Raw genomic sequence first — 15,283 nt, 5'->3', positions numbered from 1 at the left:
GCCCCTACCCCCTTCGATGACTTAAATTTACGCCAGCGTGGTTATTAGATGGTTAACGCCGCCATTAACTTGCCGGTGACCGGCAATTTTTTTCCGCTCCGGCATCGGAAAAATCGCACTCTATATATACGCGCCCGCGTAGAGAGCTGTTTTTCAGTCTTTTTCCAGAAAAATCGCATCACCCCCTAAAAGCTTTTCGCAGCCCGCCGTTATCCCCTTTCGAGGCCGCAAGCGTCAGATGACAGCGACCTGATGAACGGAAAGGGAATATCATGACTGTTATCGGAACCAACTCGTCGGCGCTGCGGGCCACCAATGCTTCGACCTCCGCCAGCAAGGCCCTGTCCACCGCCATGGAGCGCCTGTCGACCGGCAAGCGCATCAACTCGGCCAAGGACGACGCCGCCGGCCTCGCCATCGCTTCGTCGATGACCTCGCAGATCAAGGGCATGACCCAGGGCATCCGCAACGCCAATGACGGCATCAGCCTGGCGCAGACCGCAGAAGGCGCACTGGGCGAAGTCACCAACATGCTGCAGCGCATGCGTGAACTGACCGTCCAGGCCGGCAACGACACCAACGACGACACCGCCAAGGGCAACATCAAGTCGGAAATCGACCAGCTCGCCACCCAGATCGGCAAGGTTCTGTCGGACACCAGCTTCAACGGCATCAAGCTGTTCGACGGTTCGGCCGGCCCCGCCGCTGACGGCAAGATCAACATCCAGGCTGGCGCCAACTCCAGCGACGCGATCGAAATCGACCTGGGCGACGTGCAGGGTGACGCGGATGTCGCCGCAGCGGTGACCGGCGGTGCGACCACGACCGCTCTCGACGTCACGGATGCCGGTTTCGATGTCGGCGCAGCGCTCGACCTCTACGACTCCGCTCTGAAGGCGATCGACACCTCGCGCGCCAATCTCGGTGCGGTGCAGAACCGCCTGGAATCGACCGTCAACACGCTGACCGCGAACGTCACCAACCTGACCGACGCCAAGAGCCGCATCGAAGACGCCGATTTCTCGACCGAAACCACTGCGCTCGCCAAGGCCCAGATCCTGAGCCAGGCATCGACCGCGATGCTGGCCCAGGCCAACCAGAGCCAGCAGAACGTCATGAAGCTGATCCAGTAATCCGGATCGGACACCGAAAATGACGGGTTGAGGTATTGGTCACCGGCAACCCGCCATGTCACCCCCGGCACATCAACAGTCCCCACCGTGCCGGGGGTAACACCTTCGATCAAACGGCCAAATTCGAAGCCTCCGTCCCCCCGGGCGGGGGCTTCATCGCGTTTGATTACAGGCACATCTTGCAATGGCGCGATCAGCACCCATGATGGACGCATGACCATGATCGACCGGCGCGCCTTGATCGCTGCTTCGGGCGCAGCGCTGCTGCTCCCCCGCCCTGCCCTTTCCCAAGCCAGAAACGACCGTTTCTCCTGGGATGGCATCATCGCCATGGCACAGAAGCTGGCGCGCGCGCCCTTTGCCGAAACCCCGCCCAATCCGGTCGCCGCCAAGGTCGGCTATGACCAGATGCACCAGGCCCGGTTCCGCGACGAGAAGACGATCTGGGGCGACCTGCCCGGCGACACCGGCCTCCGCCTATTCCCGCTGAGCGGCACGGCCCAGCAGCCGGTGCAGATCGCGCTGGTGGACAAGGGCGTGGCGACGCCGCTGCGTTATGATCCTGCCATGTTCGAGACGCCGGACGGCAATGCCGTCGCGGACCTTGGCCCGGACGCGGGCTATGCCGGCTTCCGCATCATGAATGCCAAGCGCGACGGCGACTGGCTGTCCTTCCTGGGTGCCAGCTATTTCCGCGCGCCCGGCCCGACCAAGCAGTTCGGCCTGTCCGCCCGCGCGATCGCGATCAACACCAGCATTCCGGGCAAGGAGGAATTTCCCCGCTTCACCCATTTCTGGCTGGAGCGGACCGGCGACAGCAGCGTCACCGTCTATGCCCTGCTCGACGGGGCGTCGATCACCGGCGCCTTCCGTTTCGTCAACCGGCTTGGCTCCAAGGGGGTGACACAGGACGTGACCGCCGCCCTCTTCCCGCGCCGGCCGATCCCCGAACTGGGCCTGATGGCGATGACCAGCATGTTCTGGTATGACGAGGCGCACCGGACCAAGGGCACCGACTGGCGCCCGGAAATCCATGATTCCGACCTGCTCTCCATTGCCAGTGCCGATGGCAGCGCGCAGGCCCGTCCGTTGGTGAACCCGTCCGTCCCGCGCGTCGATGGCTTTGCCGAGACCAGCCCCAAGGGCTTTGGCCTGTTGCAGCGCGACCGCAGTTTCGACCATTATCAGGATGACGGCGTCTATTATGACCGTCGCCCCTCGCTATGGGCGACGCCGTCTGCGCCGCTGGGCGCGGGACAGGTGCGGCTCTACACCTTCCCGACCGACAGCGAATATACCGACAATGTCTGCGCCTATTGGACACCGGCCAAGGCCGCACGTCCCGGCAGCCGGATCGACGCCGCCTATCGGCTGGACTGGACGGCGGACCGGGCGCCGGCCGGCAACAATCTGGCGATCGTGCAGGCGGTCTGGCGCGGCCGTGGTGACGAAGCCGGGGTCGAACGGCTGGTGATCGACTTTGCCGGCCTGCCCGCCGACGCGAAGCCCGAACTGTGGACCGACATCGGCAATGGCACCATCGTCAAGAAGGGCGGATATCCGGTGCTGGGCCAGGCGGGATTGTATCGCGTGGCGATCGACATCCGCAAATCGGGCGACAAGGCGGCGGATATCCGGGTCCAACTTCGCTCTGGCAATCGCGCGTTCAGTGAATATGTGCATTATCCGATAGGCGCATGAAGGGAACCACGGCTCTGGCGAAAAGTTCTAGCGCTCGGGTTAACCAGGAATGGGTCTGACATGACATCGACAGGAGGCACGAACGTGGCCGATGGGGCCACGGGGTCGCAAGCCCTTGTCCGGGCGTTCGAAAGCGTGCCGGCAGAGGCGCCGCTTGCCATGCCGGTGCAGGATTTCGCGACCGCGCCGGGTCGGATCCATCGCCCCTTGAACATCGACCTGTGGGCCCGCCGGCTGCTGGTCGTGCTGCTGGCACTGCTGCCCGCCGCGCTTGCCGCGCACGAGATGCGCCGGTCGATCGGCCTGGACGGCATTTCCTTCTGGGAGGGCGTCTATCTCGCCCTGTTCATCCCCCTCTTCGCCTGGATCGCCTTCGGCTTTGCCACCGCCGCGATCGGCTTCCTGCTGCTGACGGTCGGCAAGGGCAAGGGCGTGCGCCCCTATATCCCGCGCGACCGCACACCGCTCAAGGCGCGCACCGCCATCCTGCTGCCGGTCTGCAACGAGGATTTCCTGGGCGTGCTCGGCCGCCTGTCGATCATGGAACGATCGCTGTCGCAGGTCATGGGCGGCGAGCGCTTCGAATTCTTCATCCTGTCGGATTCCAACCCGGAAAATGGCGAGACCGAGCGCAAGGCCTATCTGGAAATGCGCAAGGCCTTCTCACGCCCGGTCCATTATCGCCGCCGCGCCCGCAATATCGGCCGCAAGCCGGGCAATATCGAGGAGTGGGTGACCCGGTTCGGCGGTGCATATGACCATATGATCGTGCTGGATGCCGACAGCGTGATGAGCGGCCAGACCATGGCACGCCTGTCGGTCGACATGGAGCGTCACCCGCATCTGGGCCTGATTCAGACCGTGCCGACGGTGATGGGCGCAGCCACGTTGTTCGCCCGCTGGCAGCAATTTGCCAGCCGCCTGTTCGGGCCGATCTCGGCCGCCGGCATGATCTGGTGGGCCGGGTCCGAAGGCATGTTCTGGGGCCATAATGCGATCGTCCGGGTACGCGCCTTCGCCGAAAGCTGCGGCCTGCCCGAACTGCCGGGCCGGGCACCCTTTGGCGGCCATATATTGAGCCATGACATGCTGGAAGCGGCGCTGCTGCGCCGGCGCGGCTGGGACGTCCACATGGTCACCGCCGACGACAGTTTCGAAGAATTTCCGCCGGCCATGCCCGACCTGTTCACGCGCGACCGTCGCTGGTGCCAGGGCAATATCCAGCATGTCCCGCTGCTGGCGAAGATCAAGGGGCTGCACCCGGTCAGCCGGTTCCAGCTGTTCGTCGGCGCGTCGGCCTATTGCACCTCGCCGCTATGGCTGGCGATGATGCTGGTGGTGCTGGGCGGCGTCGCCACCGGCGTCTGGCCGCCGGCCGCCGTGCTGCCGTCCAGCACGCTGCTGACGGTGACTGCGGTGCTGCTGTTCGGTCCCAAGATATTGGCGATCGGCTGGGCCATGGCCGACCCGTCGCGGCGGATCGGCTTTGGCGGCGCAGTGCGGATGACGCGCGGCGTGATCGCCGACATCCTCCTGTCGATCCTGATGGCACCGGTCGCGATGCTGACCCAGACGATCAACCTGTTTTCCATCCTGATGGGCCGCAAGGCGAGCTGGAACGGCCAGACCCGTGACCGCGACGGCATGGCGATCCTGGGCGCGATATGGCTGTTCAAATGGCATATCTTACTGGGCGTCGGCCTGGCCGTGCTGGCGGTGCGCGCCAATGCGATCGGCTGGATGAGCCCGGTGCTGGCCGGCCTGTTCGCCGCCCCCATCCTGGCCGCCCTGACCGCGCGCAAAGATCTGGGTCAGCGGGCGGAAAATAGCGGCCTGTTCCAGGTGCCCGAACCCTGGTGGCGGACACAGAATTACCGGCCGCTGCGTTTCCGCTGGCCGGTTCCGGGTCGCAAGGCATCGGTATCGCGCCCCGCCAACGACGGTTGACGGGCGCGCGGGTCGGTCAGTTCCAGTCGCTGAGCTTGCCGCGCAGCTTGTCGAGCGCCGACTTCTTGATCTGGCAGACGCGCGCAGCACCAATGTCCAGCGTCTGGCCGATTTCCTCCAGGTTGAGTTCCTCGACGAAATAAAGTTGCAGCACCAGCGCCTCGCGCTCGGGCAATTCGCCGATGCATTTGGCGAGCGCGCCCTTGAGCGATTCGCGCTCCATGATGTCGTCGGCACGATCCTCGACATCGGCGAACCACATGGACTGGTCGGAATAGACCTCATCCATGCTGGTGTGCTGGACCATCTCGGCGCCATCGGCCGCCTCGCGATAGTCGGCGGCGTCCATGCCCAGTTCAGCGGCCATTTCCGCTTCCAGCGGCGTCCGGCCTAGCTTCTGTTCCAGCTTCGCACGCGTGGCGGCCAGCTTCTTGCGGGTCGCCATGGCGGAGCGGCATAGGGTCGAATGGCGCCGCAGATGATCGATCATCGCGCCACGCACGCGCAGCTGCGCATAGGAGGCGAAGCCCAGGCCGCGATCCTCGAAGCCGTTGGCAGATTCCACCAGCGCAACCATGCCGATCTGCAGCAGATCCTCCACCTCGATCGCGCTGGAGACGCGGCCATGGACATGCCAGGCGATCTTGCGCACCAGCGGCATGTAGCGGCGCGCCAGCTGTTCGGGGGAATTGGCAAGCCCTGCCCGTCCATAGGTGAGGACATCCGAGCCTGCAGCGACCTTATTCATATACATTGGTCAGTCTCCTCAGGCGACGCGTTCACGCGGCAGCGGATCGTGCCGGGGCGTGGGACGCTGCTCGCCACCGACGACGGCGACAACCTCGACACCCTTGCCGTCCGGGATTTCCAGGAAGGACAGCACCGGGGTCTCGGGCAGATGGGGTTTGAACAGCCGGGCGAGCGCGCGGCGCGCGACCGGCGAGGTGACGATGGCGAAATTGCGCGCCTGGCCCAGCATTGGCCGGGCGGCATGCACGACCGATTCGACGATGCGGTTGCCCAGGCTCGGCTCGATCGGATGCTTGGCGTCGCCGGCGACACGCATCGCCTGCGCCAGCATCGCTTCCAGATCGCCGTCGAGGGTGATGACCGGCAGCGGCATCTTCACCGGGACGAGGCCCTGGATAATGAGCGCGCCGATGCGCTGGCGCACCGCTTCGACAAGCTGTTCGTGGTTCATGTCGGGACGGGCCGCATCAACCATCGCCTCGCAAATGCGGCGGAAATCCTTGAGCGCGATCCCTTCCGACAGCAGCGCGCGGCAGAGCGCGGAAATCTGTGTCAGGCTGAGCGTGCCGGGGGTCAGGCCGTCGACCAGCTGCGGCGCGACATCCTTGAGATTGTCGAGCAGCTTGCGGGCTTCGTCCAGACCGAACATCTCGGCCGCGTTCATCGCGATCAGCTGGTTGAGATGGGTGGCGACGACCGTCGGCGGATCGACCACGGTGTAGCCGGCGACCACCGCCTCGCTGCGCTTGGCCGGCGAAATCCAGACGGCATCGAGACCGAAGGTCGGATCCTTGGCCGGGCGACCGGCAACCGTGCCTTCCAGCATGCCGCTGTCCAGCGCCAGCAGATCGTCGGGCCAGATATCATCCTCGCCCACGACGACGCCGGCGATGGTGATGCGATACTGATTGGGTTCGAGCGCCAGATTGTCCTTCACGCGGACCATCGGCACGACAAAGCCCAGTTCCTTCGACAGCTGGCGACGAATGCCGGTAATGCGGGCCATCAGCGGCGCGCCCTTGCGCTCGTCGACCAGACCGATCAGGCCATAGCCGATCTCCAGACCCAGGATCGCGCCATCGGACACGTCGTTCCATTCGATGATGGCCGGGTTGGGCGGCGGCGCGACCGGTTCGGGTTCAGCGGCCTTGCGCTGGCCGGCCTTGCGCAGCTGCCAGGCGATACCGCCGGCGATGGCAGCGGCCGTCAGGATGATGAGATGCGGCATGCCCGGCAGGATGCCGAGGAAGCCGAGGATTGCGGCGACAGGCACCCACGCCTTGCCGGTGCCGAACTGGCCGGCGACCTGCGCCGACAGATCCTGTTCGGACTTGACGCGGGTCACGATCGAGGCGGCGGCGATCGACAGCAGCAGCGCCGGGATCTGCGCAACCAGCGCGTCACCGATGGCGAGCAGGATATAGGTCTGGGCCGCATCGCCCATCGCCAGGCCATGGCTGACCACGCCCAGGATGATGCCGCCGATGATGTTGATCGCCAGGATCAGGATGCCGGCGATCGCGTCGCCCTTCACAAACTTGGACGCACCGTCCATCGAGCCGTAGAAATCCGCCTCGGTCGCGACTTCGGCGCGGCGCAGCTTGGCTTCTTCCGGCGTCATCAGGCCGGCATTGAGGTCGGCGTCGATCGCCATCTGCTTGCCCGGCAGGGCGTCCAGGGTGAAGCGGGCCGACACTTCCGACACGCGGCCCGCGCCCTTGGTGATGACCACCAGGTTGATGATCATCAGGATCGCGAAGACGAAGATGCCGACGACATAGTCGCCGCCGATCAGGAAGTGGCCGAATGCCTCGATCACCTGGCCCGCGGCGTCCGATCCCTCATGGCCCGACACCAGCACGACGCGGGTCGAGGCGACATTGAGCGCCAGACGCAGCAGGGTCGCGAACAGCAGCACCGTCGGGAAGCTGGAAAAGTCGAGCGGCTTGGCGGCGTTCAGCGCCACCATCAGCACGGCAAGGCTGATCATGATATTGGTAATGAAGCCGATGTCCAGCATCACCGCCGGCACCGGCACCATCATGAACAGCACGACCATCAGCGTGGCGAACGGCAACACCGCCCCCTTGGCGGCGCTCATCCAGATCTTCGCTTTGACTTGGGTGGGAGTCATGAGAGGCCGTTACCTTCCGAGGGTGGCGAGCATGAGATAGGCGAGACGCGCGGTCTGCGGTTCCGGGCGGACGGTGACGTCGGCCTGGGTCGCAAGGCGCTGGGTTTCGATCCGCACATAATCGGCGGGAGCGACGGTCTTCGCGCCGCTGGGCAGCGAAGCATCGGCATATTGGACATTGCCGGTGCCGATCGAATCGACACCCTTTTGCAGCTTGCTGGCGAAGCGATCGCGAATATCGGCGAAGCTGCGGGCATTGCCCTGCTTGTCGTAGAAGATCGAGCGATTGGCGCGGGCCGCCGCCGGGAAGATCGAGGCGGCCGTTGCGCCAGGCGCGCGATCATTCATCGACAGGAATTTGGAAGCACCACCCACGCCCAGGAAATGGGCGAGGTAGAGATCGACCGGCTCCGCCTCACGGCCGAGGCGGCTTTCCAGATAGGCCTTGTTGTCGGCGGCATGTTCCGCCGCCATGACCGAGGCGGTCTCGGGATGCTTACGCAGGTCGAGGATCTGCTGGCGCAGATCGGGGTCCGACACATAATAGCGGCCATTGCTGCCCTTGCTGATCGCGTCAGCCGCCCAGCCCAGCCCATATTCGGCGCCATGCTTGTCGACGACGGCGAGCCAGCTCTGGTCGACGAACTGATAGAGGCCGGTGGCGGAAGAGGTGGCGGCACGGGCGCTGGGGTTCAGGCTGGATTCGATCTTGGCCTGACCAAGCAGGTAGGAGAAGTCCACGCCGGTACGACGGCTGGCCATCGCAATCGCGTTGGTGACGCGATTACCGGCCGAAGCTCCCGTTGCTGAAATGTCTGCAAGTGCCGACACTGACCCACAATCCCCATTTGGTACCGTGGGCTATTAGAGCAATGCTTGTGCCAAGATTTGGTTAACGCGGTTAAACAAGATTCTGCGTAAAACGAAAAACGGCGCCGATTGGCGCCGCTTTAGCCCGAAAGCAAAATTTATTTTTGTCAGCGCCGACCGTAGGTGAGCGGCGCATTGCGAGCGCCGTTGGAGGTCAGGATCGCGAGTCGCTGGCTGGTATAGTCCGCCAGCACATTGGTGCGCACGCGCGCCGCTTCGATCAGCGGCAGGAGCCGGTTGAGCCGTTCGACCACATCGGGTTCGGAACGCCAGGCGCCGATCGCACGGGCGGCAGCGGCCGCCGTGCTGACCCTGGTGCTGGCAGCTTCGATCGCGGCCGCATCATTGCCGTCCAGCGCAGCGCGCAGGTCGTCAAAGGCGGCGAAGAGACCATCCAGTGCAGCAAGGCCGAGGGGCATGAAGGAATGTCCTGTTTAGGCGGGAAGATCGAGCGCCATCATCCGGTCGGCGATCACCGACGGGTTGACGGGGTAATTGCCCGAAGCGATCGCAGCCTTGATGGCGGCGATGCGGTCCACGTCGACAGGCGCGCCTTCGGCCGCCATGCGCGTCGCCGGGCTGGCCGACGTCGATGCCGACGCGGTGGTGCCGGTCGATCCGGTTGCCGATGCGGCGCGGGTCTTGCCCCCTTCGCGCAAGCGGTTAGCCTCGATTGCCGAACTGATGCTCTGGCCGACTGAGTTGATCATTGGTTCATTCCTTCACTCGTCCCTTGAACGCTATAACGGACAAGTTCAAAAATTATTAAATCCCGGAATGCGCACTACGCCCATGTCCACGATCTGGGCAAGTACAGGCGATGACTTCTTGTCTTCGCGCACCCGAATCGTCTCGCCAATTGCGCCGTCTTCATCGGCGATCATCATGCGCGAGACGCTGAAACTGGCATTGCCGGCCATGAGCTGGACCGGATCGCCGCGTTTGACGACCGATTCCTTGGCGACCGGCCGCGCGGCCGGGGCATAGCGGCCGACCGGGCCGGAGGCAGCAGCAGCGGCGCCCGCGACCAGCGGCACACGGATGCGCCAGCCCAGTGCATCGCACTTGACCATGGCGGCGCCGAAGATCGGCCCTTCGACGCTGGGCGTGGTCGGGCAGGCGGCGAGGCGGAGGCGACGATCGACCGGCGCCAGCGGGCCACCAGGCTCACCCATGTTCGCGCCGACGGTCATCGCGACCAGGCTGTCGATGCGATCCAGATTCTCGAACTTCTGCTGCGCCAGCGCGGGCTGCGCAGCGGCGCAGGCCAGGACGATGGCGAGGAACTGGACGGGTCTGGTCACGGCGCTTCTCCGAAAATGCGGACTTTCGCCATGGTTAAAAGCAACAAACGTGCCAGTTAAGGATCAGGGCTTCACGGCATCGCCCGGCGCGATGCGGATCACCTGCCCCTGCCCGTCGGCGCTGTCCGCCTGATCCAGACCGCGAATGAGCAGGCGATCGCCGCCTATCCCCTGCGCCTTGAGCGCGCGCGCCACGGCGCCAAGCCGCGCCGCCGCCAGATCCCAATCGTCGAAACGCTGTCGCGCCCGATCCTGCCCCTGGCTGCGCAGTTCGATCATGCGATCATCCTGCATATAGGGCCGCACCGCCGCGCGCAGACGCGCCTGCCCCTGCGGCGTCAGCATCGCCTCGCCCGGCGCAAACAGCTCTGCCGCGCGCAGCTCGGTCGCGGTGCGGGCGGGACGGCCGCCAAATTGGCGACTGACCTCGGCCAGCATCGCATCGCGGCGCTGGCTGCCGGTCGCCTGGAGCAGCACGAAGAAGCCGAGCAGCAGCATCAGCAGATCGGCAAAGCTGACGGCCCAGCGATTGCGCCGGGCCACCGTAGCTGCCGATGGGATTGCGGGCGCGGTCATGCGACTTCGCGGATCGATGCGCGGCGCAGCGGCGCATTTTCGCGCCGTGCGATCGCCAGCATGCGCGCCACCGCCTCCTGCTGCCAGGCAAGTTCCTGTTCGGACAGGGTCGCCAGCCGCGCGGCGATCGGCGCGGCGAGCAGATTGGCGATGACCACGCCATAAAGGGTTGTGAGCAGCGCAAGCGCCATGGAAGGACCAAGCGCGGACGGATCATCCATCGCCGCGAACATGCCGACCAGCCCGATGATCGTGCCGGCCATGCCCAGCGCCGGTGCCGCATCGGCGACCGACAGCCAGACATTGCGCACGCTGGCGTGGCGTTGCGCCCGATCGGATAGCGCCTGCATCGCCCAGTTTTCAAACATTTCGACGCGATCGCAATTGGCAAGACGCCGTGTCGCATCGACCATGAAGCCGTTATCGGTCTTGACCCGATCGATGCACATCAGTCCGCGCAACTGGGCCACCTGGTCGATTTGGAGCAGGGCTGCACGGGCCGTATCGCGATCATGCAGCGGATCAGCCCGCAGCAGCGGCCGCAAGGCGATACAGGCCCGCCCGACAGCGCGCATGCCATTTTGCGCCAGCGCCACGACCGCGACGCCACCCAGCATCGCGGCGAGCGTGAGCGGATCGAACAGATGCGCCAAAATCCCGATCATGCCACCTTCCGTTCCGCCATGCCGACCGAGCGGCAAAAGATTGCCGCCACCCGGCAAATTTTTGCCGCCCTTGCCGCCCGATGCCGCGAAAGCCCGGATTTCCGGCAGTTTGCCGCGCCAGCCTGCGTCACCCACGCAAATTGGCACGGTCCTTGCGGATATCCGGCTGGATCGCTCGCATCGAACGCCATCAGGCAGGAGAACGGCGGGACGATCGAAAGCTTTAGGCCCGAATGGGCAAAAAGGGACTGACGGGAAATGTCGCTGGAAGACGGTTTGTTCGGGATCCATGGAAAGGCGCTGGCGCTTCGCTCGCAGCGCCTTTCCCTGCTCGCGTCCAACATCGCGAACGCTTCGACCCCCAATTACAAGGCGCGCGACATCGACTTCGATGCCGCGCTCAAGGAAGCGACCGCCCAGAGTGGCCGCGGCCCGGCCGATGTCGGCCAGGCGGTGGACGATGCCATGGGCTATCGCGTGCCGTTGCAGCCCAGCCTGGACGGCAACACCGTCGAACTGAGCACCGAACAGACCCTGTTTGCGGAAAATGCGGTGAAATATCGCACCACCCTCTCCTTCCTGGAGGGCCGCATCAACACCATCAACCGCGCGCTGAAGGGAGAATGAGCATGAGCGGTTCAGGCCCCATGAATGTGTTCGACATCGCCGGCCGCGCCATGAGCGCGCAGCTGGTGCGTCTGAACGCCACCGCATCGAACATGGCCAATGCCGGCAATGTCACCGGCAGCGCCGCCGAAGCCTATCGCGCGATCAAGCCGGTTTTCCAGTCGGTTACCGACAGCCCCGGCGTGTCGACGGTCAAGGTCGCCAATGTCGTGACCACCAATGCGGAACCGACCAAGCGTCACGACCCCAATCATCCGCTGGCCGATGCTAATGGCGATGTCTGGGAATCGGCAGTCGATAGCAATGCGGAGATGGTCGACATGATCGAGACCGCCCGCATGTACCAGAATAATGTGCAGGTGCTCAACACCGCCAAATCCCTGATGCTCGAAACCATAAGGATCGGCAAATGACGACGACGTCTACCGTCACCGATAGCGCAGGCCTTTCGGTCTACAACCCGAATGCCAATGTCGGCACGGGCAGCGCGACCATGGATCAGTCGAGCTTCCTGACGCTGCTGACCGCGCAGATGCAGTATCAGGATCCGTTCGAACCGGTCGACAATACCGAGATGGTGTCGCAGATGGCGACCATCACCCAGTCGACCGGCATCGCCGAAATGAACCAGTCGCTGAAATCGCTGGCTTCGGAACTGAGTGGCACGCGGCTTGGCGATGCAGCCAGCTGGATCGGCAAGTCGATGCTGGTCCAGAGCAATGTCGCGGTGCCCGATTCCAGCGGCTATTATGCCGGCCAGATTACGCTGAGCGGCGCCAGCGATGCCGTCAGCGTCGATCTGGTCGATGGCGACGGCAATGTCGTCAAGTCGATCGACCTGGGCGCGCAGAGCGCCGGCGAGGTCGCCTTCTACTGGGACGGCAAGGATGATGCGGGCGAAACCGTTTCCTCCTCCGCCCTGCAGGTCAAGGTCAATGGCGGCACCACCAGCCAGGTCGCGACCTGGGCCACCATCGCCGCCGTCCAGTCACCCGCTGACGGTTCCTCCTCCAAACTGATCACCGCGCTCGGCAGCTTCGCCCCGACCGACGCGATCAGCCTGATGTAATTTCACCCATCCTTTTCACCCAAGGAGCTACGCCATGTCCTTCTATGTTTCGCTTTCCGGCCTCAAGGGCGCACAGGCTGACCTGTCCGCCGTCTCGAACAACGTCGCCAACGTGAACTCGACCGCCTTCAAGAAGAGCAAGGCCCAGTTCGGCGACATCTTTGCCGCTGCACCGATGCAGACCACCCACCAGGTCGCCGGCCAGGGCGTGCGCGTGCAGGGCATCACCCAGCAGTTCACTCAGGGCACGATCGAAACCACCGACAAGACGCTGGATATGGCGATCTCGGGCGAAGGCTTCTTCACCGTGAAGGGCGAGGACGGCACCATCAGCTATACCCGCAACGGCGCCTTCTCGGTCGACAATGACCGCTATGCCGTCGACACCACCGGTTCGCGCATCCAGGTGTTCGCGGTCGACCCCGACACCGGCGCGATCACGACCCCGCCGACCAACTCGACCACCCCCAACGACCTGACCGACCTGCAGATCCCGACCACCTACAAGGGCGAAGCCGATGGCGCGCAGCTGACCAGCGTGGGCGTGGGCAAGGACGGTCTGGTGTCGGCCATCTATGCCGACGGTTCGACCGTCTATCTGGGCCAGGTCGCGATGGCATCGTTCAACAGCCTGGAAGGCCTGCGCCAGCAGGGCGACGCGCACTGGACCTCGACCGTGGAAAGCGGCAACGCGATCATCGGCACGCCCAACCAGGGCATGTTCGGCGCCGTCAATTCGGGCTCGCTGGAACGTTCCAACGTCGACATCACCGACGAACTGGTCCAGCTGATCGCTGCCCAGCGCAACTTCCAGGCGAACTCGAAGGCGATCGAGGCAGCCAACACGCTGACCACCACCATCGTCAACATCCGTAGCTAAGGCACGGGGCAGAAGGGGTAGCCCATGGACCGGCTCGTCAACACGGCACTGACCGCGATGCGCGGTGCGATGGCCCGCCAGGCGTCGATCGCGAACAATCTCGCGAACGCCAACACGGTCGGCTTTCGTGCCGAAATCGCCAATGCCGAGGCGCGCTGGATCAAGGGCGATACCTTCGATACCCGAGCCCAGGCCTCCGAACAGGTGATCGCCGCCGACATGGCGCAGGGGGCGGTCACCGAAACCGGCAATCCGCTGGACGTGGCAATGAACGGCGACGCCCTGCTCGCCGTTCAGGCCCCGGACGGACAGGAAGCCTATACGCGCCGTGGCGACCTGAAGGTCAATGACAGCGGCCTGCTGACCACCGGCGACGGCTTGGCCGTGCTGGGCCAGGGCGGCCCGATCACCCTACCCCAGATGGACAGCGTGTCGATCGCCCAGGATGGCAGCATCTGGGGCGTGCCCCAGGGCGGCGATCCGGCCAATCCGCAGCAGGTCGACAAGCTGAAGCTGGTCAATGCCGCCGGTTCCAGCATCGCCAAGGGCACCGACGGGCTGTTCCGCGAAGTGAATGGCGGCGCCCTGCCCGAAGATCCGATCGCGACCGTCACATCGGGATCGCTGGAAGGATCGAACGTCAACGCCACGGCCGCGCTGGTCCAGATGATCGAAGCCAGCCGCGCCTGGGAAACCCAGATCAAGATGATCGACACCGCCAAGCAGATGGATGACGGCGGCGCATCGCTCATGAAACTGGATGGTTAATTTTGGCACGCATCTTGCTGTGAACGACGCATGAGCATCCCTTCGGGGAGCCGCACGGAGATTGAACGATGACCAACGCCGCCCTTCATGTCGCCCGCACCGGCCTTGACGCGCAGAACACGAAGATGCGCGTGATCGCCAACAACCTGGCGAACGTCAACACGACCGGCTTCAAGAAGGACCGGGCCGACTTCGAGACGCTGGCCTATCAGCAGATCGTCGCCGCCGGCGCCAACAGCGACAGCCAGAACAAGTTCGCCACCGGCCTCAATCTGGGTTCGGGCGTCTCGTTGCAGGGCACCAGCAAGATCAACACGCAGGGCACGTTGCAGGAAACCGGCAATGCGCTGGACATGGCGATCGAGGGATCGGGCTATTTCCAGGTGCAGCAGGCCGACGGTTCGACCGCCTATACCCGCGCCGGCAATTTCAGCGTCACCGCCGAAGGCACCGTCGTCACCAGCGACGGCCTGCCGCTGATCCCGCAGATCACCGTGCCGCAGGGCGCGACGTCGGTCACCGTCGGCAATGACGGCACCGTGTCGGCAACGCTGCAGGGCGAGAGCGAACCGACCCAGCTGGGCCAGATCGAGCTGGCGAGCTTCATGAACCCGGCAGGGCTTCAGTCGATCGGCGGCAACCTGCTGGTCGAAACCGCCGCCAGCGGCACGCCGCAGGTCGGCACCGCGGGTCTGGAAGGTCGCGGCCTCATCCGCTCGGGCAATCTGGAAACCTCGAACGTCAACATCGTCGAGGAACTGGTCGACATGATCGAGACCCAGCGCGCCTATGAGGTCAATTCCAAGATGATCAAGGCGACGGACGAAATGCTCCAGTACGCCAACCAGAATATGTGAGC

17 protein-coding genes are annotated in these 15,283 nt (G+C 64.6%); 9 read left to right on the top strand and 8 right to left on the bottom strand.

Features of this window, described 5'->3' with window-relative positions; all coding sequences use genetic code 11:
* Window positions 1-272 precede the first annotated feature (272 nt).
* The 3 genes from N6H05_RS10535 (at window position 273) to mdoH (ending at window position 4,781) form a co-directional block, all read left to right on the top strand.
* Window positions 273-1,133 (top strand): flagellin N-terminal helical domain-containing protein, encoded by an 861-nt coding sequence (locus N6H05_RS10535; protein WP_284113796.1) that lies wholly within the window; start codon window positions 273-275, stop codon window positions 1,131-1,133.
* 213 nt (window positions 1,134-1,346) lie between these two features.
* Window positions 1,347-2,834: an OpgD/OpgG family glucan biosynthesis protein gene (locus N6H05_RS10530; RefSeq protein ID WP_284113795.1), complete on the top strand. Its 1,488-nt coding sequence runs from the start codon at window positions 1,347-1,349 to the stop codon at window positions 2,832-2,834.
* A 60-nt stretch (window positions 2,835-2,894) separates the two neighbouring features.
* Window positions 2,895-4,781 carry a glucans biosynthesis glucosyltransferase MdoH gene (gene mdoH, locus N6H05_RS10525; protein WP_037490449.1) on the top strand — a complete coding sequence of 629 codons (1,887 nt, stop codon included), beginning with the start codon at window positions 2,895-2,897 and terminating at the stop codon, window positions 4,779-4,781.
* A gap of 16 nt (window positions 4,782-4,797) precedes the next feature.
* Here the strand turns inward: mdoH and N6H05_RS10520 are convergent, their stop codons facing one another.
* The 8 genes from N6H05_RS10520 to N6H05_RS10485 form a co-directional block, all read right to left on the bottom strand.
* Window positions 4,798-5,535 (bottom strand): FliA/WhiG family RNA polymerase sigma factor, encoded by a 738-nt coding sequence (locus N6H05_RS10520; RefSeq protein ID WP_284113794.1) that lies wholly within the window; start codon window positions 5,533-5,535, stop codon window positions 4,798-4,800.
* 12 nt (window positions 5,536-5,547) lie between these two features.
* On the bottom strand, window positions 5,548-7,665 hold the full coding sequence (flhA, locus tag N6H05_RS10515) for a flagellar biosynthesis protein FlhA (protein WP_004208198.1): 2,118 nt from the start codon (window positions 7,663-7,665) through the stop codon (window positions 5,548-5,550).
* Between the two features lie 9 nt (window positions 7,666-7,674).
* On the bottom strand, window positions 7,675-8,496 hold the full coding sequence (locus N6H05_RS10510) for a hypothetical protein (protein WP_004208199.1): 822 nt from the start codon (window positions 8,494-8,496) through the stop codon (window positions 7,675-7,677).
* A 146-nt stretch (window positions 8,497-8,642) separates the two neighbouring features.
* A complete protein-coding gene (locus tag N6H05_RS10505) occupies window positions 8,643-8,954 on the bottom strand; it encodes a hypothetical protein (RefSeq protein ID WP_004208200.1) in 312 nt (103 codons plus the stop codon).
* A gap of 15 nt (window positions 8,955-8,969) precedes the next feature.
* Window positions 8,970-9,245: a flagellar biosynthesis anti-sigma factor FlgM gene (gene flgM / locus N6H05_RS10500; protein ID WP_284113793.1), complete on the bottom strand. Its 276-nt coding sequence runs from the start codon at window positions 9,243-9,245 to the stop codon at window positions 8,970-8,972.
* A gap of 45 nt (window positions 9,246-9,290) precedes the next feature.
* On the bottom strand, window positions 9,291-9,839 hold the full coding sequence (locus N6H05_RS10495) for a flagella basal body P-ring formation protein FlgA (protein WP_284113792.1): 549 nt from the start codon (window positions 9,837-9,839) through the stop codon (window positions 9,291-9,293).
* A gap of 63 nt (window positions 9,840-9,902) precedes the next feature.
* A complete protein-coding gene (locus N6H05_RS10490; RefSeq protein ID WP_284113791.1) occupies window positions 9,903-10,415 on the bottom strand; it encodes an OmpA/MotB family protein in 513 nt (170 codons plus the stop codon).
* Window positions 10,412-11,080: a motility protein A gene (locus N6H05_RS10485; RefSeq protein WP_284113790.1), complete on the bottom strand. Its 669-nt coding sequence runs from the start codon at window positions 11,078-11,080 to the stop codon at window positions 10,412-10,414. Before N6H05_RS10485 ends, N6H05_RS10490 begins: the two co-directional genes overlap by 4 nt.
* A gap of 258 nt (window positions 11,081-11,338) precedes the next feature.
* Here N6H05_RS10485 and flgB point away from each other — a divergent pair, with 258 nt between their 5' ends.
* The 6 genes from flgB to flgG all read left to right on the top strand — a co-directional run bounded on the left by flgB (window position 11,339) and on the right by flgG (window position 15,281).
* On the top strand, window positions 11,339-11,707 hold the full coding sequence (gene flgB / locus N6H05_RS10480; protein WP_284113789.1) for a flagellar basal body rod protein FlgB: 369 nt from the start codon (window positions 11,339-11,341) through the stop codon (window positions 11,705-11,707).
* Window positions 11,708-11,709: 2 nt separating this feature from the next.
* The gene (gene flgC, locus N6H05_RS10475) at window positions 11,710-12,120 is read left to right on the top strand and encodes a flagellar basal body rod protein FlgC (protein ID WP_004208206.1); all 411 of its coding nucleotides are present in this window, start codon (window positions 11,710-11,712) and stop codon (window positions 12,118-12,120) included.
* Window positions 12,117-12,776 carry a flagellar hook assembly protein FlgD gene (locus tag N6H05_RS10470; RefSeq protein WP_010338861.1) on the top strand — a complete coding sequence of 220 codons (660 nt, stop codon included), beginning with the start codon at window positions 12,117-12,119 and terminating at the stop codon, window positions 12,774-12,776. Before flgC ends, N6H05_RS10470 begins: the two co-directional genes overlap by 4 nt.
* A gap of 34 nt (window positions 12,777-12,810) precedes the next feature.
* Window positions 12,811-13,656, top strand: coding sequence for a flagellar hook-basal body complex protein (locus N6H05_RS10465; RefSeq protein WP_284113787.1), 846 nt, complete (start codon window positions 12,811-12,813; stop codon window positions 13,654-13,656).
* A gap of 24 nt (window positions 13,657-13,680) precedes the next feature.
* A complete protein-coding gene (locus N6H05_RS10460) occupies window positions 13,681-14,424 on the top strand; it encodes a flagellar basal body rod protein FlgF (protein WP_284113786.1) in 744 nt (247 codons plus the stop codon).
* Window positions 14,425-14,492: 68 nt separating this feature from the next.
* Window positions 14,493-15,281, top strand: coding sequence for a flagellar basal-body rod protein FlgG (gene flgG, locus N6H05_RS10455; protein ID WP_010338863.1), 789 nt, complete (start codon window positions 14,493-14,495; stop codon window positions 15,279-15,281).
* Window positions 15,282-15,283 lie beyond the last annotated feature (2 nt).

This window comes from Sphingobium sp. WTD-1 (assembly GCF_030128825.1).
Taxonomy (GTDB): Bacteria; Pseudomonadota; Alphaproteobacteria; order Sphingomonadales; family Sphingomonadaceae; genus Sphingobium.
Note: the sequence above shows the minus strand (reverse complement) of the source record. Positions and strands in the feature narration are given on the sequence as shown.